Here is a 2,610-nt window from a genome sequence, read left to right on the forward strand (position 1 = left end):
GCCGGCCGCCGCGCAGCGGCGCGGCGACGACGTCAAGCGCGGCGACGCGCGGGATCACGCGCAGGAACTGGCTCACATGGGCCATGCGCTCGCGCCGCAGTCGCAGCACCTGGCGCGGGTCGGCGCCGGCCATCTCGGCAAAGGCGTCGCCGTCGCCGATGCGGATCGAGCCGGCGTCGATGCGGTAGGTGCCGTAGATCATCTTCAGGACCGAGCTTTTCCCCGCCCCCGAGGGCCCGCCGAGCGCCACGCACTCGCCTGCGCCCACCGTGAAGGAGAGGCCGGCCACCGCCGGCAGCCGGGCGCCGCCCTTCAAATGCAGGGTGAAGCTCTTGGCGAGGTTCGCCACCTCGAGGAGAGGGCCGGCGCTGCTCATGGCGTCAGCACCGAGGCGACGAGGAGCTGGGTATAGGGCGCCTGCGGGTCGTCCAGCACCTGGTCGGCGAGGCCTTCCTCGATCACCCGGCCGCGACGCATCACCATGATGCGGTGGGCCAGCAGGCGCGCCACGGCGAGGTCGTGGGTGACGAGCACCACCGCTAGCCCCATCTCCTCCACCAGCGCGCGGATGAGGTCCAGCAGGCGCGCCTGCACCGACACGTCGAGGCCGGAGGTCGGCTCGTCCATGAAGACGAGGCGCGGGCGGCTGACGAGATTGCGGGCGATCTGCAGGCGCTGGCGCATGCCGCCGGAGAAGGCGCGCGGATCCTCGTCCATGCGGGCGGCGTCGATCTCCACCCGGGCGAGAAAATCCGCCGCCTCGGCGCGGATGGCGCCATAGTGGCGCCAGCCGGTGGCCATCAGGCGCTCGCCCACATTGCCGCCCGCCGACACCGCCATGCGCAGCCCGTCCTCGGCGCGCTGGCGGACGAAGCCGAAATCGGTGCGCATCAGGAGGCGCCGCTCCGCTTCGGGCAGGCGCGCGAGGTCGGCGAGGGCGCCGTCGCGGCGGCGGTAGAGCACGCGCCCCGGCGCTCGGCGCCTGTTCGCCCGACAAAGGCCGAGCAGCGTCGACTTGCCGGATCCGGATTCGCCGACGACGGCAAGCACCTCGCCCGCATGCAGCGTGAGGTCGACGCCCCGGCAGCCGATGCGGGCGCCGTAGTCGCGGCCGAGGCCCTCGGCGACGAGCAGGGGGTCGTCGCTCATGGCCGGTCCTCCCCGGCGCCCATCTCGCCCGCATGCCCCGCCTCGCGCCGGGTGGCGCAATGGTCGGTGTCGGAACACACGAACATCCGCTTGCCGGCATCGTCGAGGATCACCTCATCCAGATAGACGCCGGTGGCCCCGCACAGCGCGCAGGGCGCGCAGAAGCGCTGCACCTGGAACGGGTGGTCCTCGAAATCCAGCGAGCGCACCGGCGTGTGCGGCGGAATGGCATAGATCCGCTGCTCGCGCCCGGCGCCGAACAGCTGCAGCGAAGGCGAGCGGTCCATCTTCGGATTGTCGAACTTCGGGATCGGCGAGGGGTCCGTCACATAGCGTCCCGCCACCTCCACCGGATAAGCATAGGTGGTGGCGATATGGCCGTGCCGGGCGATGTCCTCGTAGAGCTTCACGTGCATCAGGCCGTAATCGGCGAGCGCGTGCATGCGCCGGGTCTCGCGCTCGCGCGGCTCCAGGAAGCGCAGCGGCTCGGGGATGGGCACCTGGTAGACCACCACCTGGCCCTCGCGCAGCGGCGTCTCGGGCAGGCGGTGGCGGGTCTGGATGATGCTCGCGTCACGGGTGCGCGTGGTTGTGGCGATGCCCGCGGTGGCCTGGAAGAAGGCGCGGATGGAGACCGCATTGGTGGTGTCGTCGGCGCCCTGGTCGATCACCTTGAGCACGTCGTCGGCACCGAGGATGGCGGCCGTCACCTGAACCCCGCCCGTGCCCCAGCCATAGGGCATGGGCATCTCGCGGCTGGCGAACGGCACCTGGTAGCCCGGAATGGCGATGGCCTTGAGGATCGCCCGGCGGATCATCCGCTTGGTCTGCTCGTCCAGATAGGCGAAATTGTAGGAGAAGGCCGGCAGGCTCATGACGCCTCGTTCCCGGTGGGCGCGGCGGCGCGGTGCTCGGCGCGCATGCGGCGGATCAGCTCCAGCTCGGCCTGGAAGTCCACGTAATGCGGCAGCTTCAGGTGCTCCAGGAAGCCGGTGGCCTGCACGTTGTCCGCATGGGCGAGCACGAATTCCTCGTCCTGCGCCGGGGCGCGGCGCTCCTCGCCGAGTTCGCCGGCCCGCAGCGCGCGGTCCATCAGCGCCATGGCGATGGCCTTGCGCTCGCTCTGGCCGAAGGCGAGGCCGTAGCCGCGCGTGAACTGCGGCGCCGCCGTTGCCGAGCCCTTGAACTGGTTCACGCTCTGGCACTCGGTCAGGGCGATATCGCCGAGCGGCACCTCGAAGCCCAGTTCCTCCGCAAACATCGACACCTCCACCTCGCCGAAGCGGATCTCGCCGACGAAGGGATGGGTGCGCCCGTAGCCGCGCTGGGTGGAATAAGCGAGCGACAGCAGGAAGCCCTCGTCGCCCCGCGCCAGAGCCTGCAGGCGCAGGGCCCGCTCGGGCGGGAAAGGCGCAGCGGCGGCGCGGGTGAGGTCGGCCGGCGGCGCGCCGTCGTCGGCGG

4 protein-coding genes are annotated in these 2,610 nt (G+C 71.5%); all 4 read right to left on the bottom strand.

Annotated features, from left to right (window positions below):
* Positions 1–376: ATP-binding cassette domain-containing protein (locus AC2W7M_RS23535; RefSeq protein WP_486135363.1), on the bottom strand; the 376-nt coding region annotated here is incomplete at its 3' end.
* Positions 373–1,149, bottom strand: coding sequence for a phosphonate C-P lyase system protein PhnK (gene phnK / locus AC2W7M_RS23540; protein WP_486135365.1), 777 nt, complete (start codon positions 1,147–1,149; stop codon positions 373–375). The genes phnK and AC2W7M_RS23535, both read right to left, overlap by 4 nt.
* Positions 1,146–2,024, bottom strand: a complete 879-nt coding sequence (locus AC2W7M_RS23545) for an alpha-D-ribose 1-methylphosphonate 5-phosphate C-P-lyase PhnJ (protein ID WP_486135367.1) — start codon at positions 2,022–2,024, stop codon at positions 1,146–1,148. The genes phnK and AC2W7M_RS23545 overlap by 4 nt, the downstream gene beginning before the upstream one ends.
* The coding region (locus AC2W7M_RS23550; protein ID WP_486135369.1) for a carbon-phosphorus lyase complex subunit PhnI at positions 2,021–2,610 on the bottom strand (590 nt) is incomplete at its 5' end. The genes AC2W7M_RS23550 and AC2W7M_RS23545, both read right to left, overlap by 4 nt.

This window comes from Xanthobacter sp. BG11Y11_SDJG (assembly GCF_057364445.1).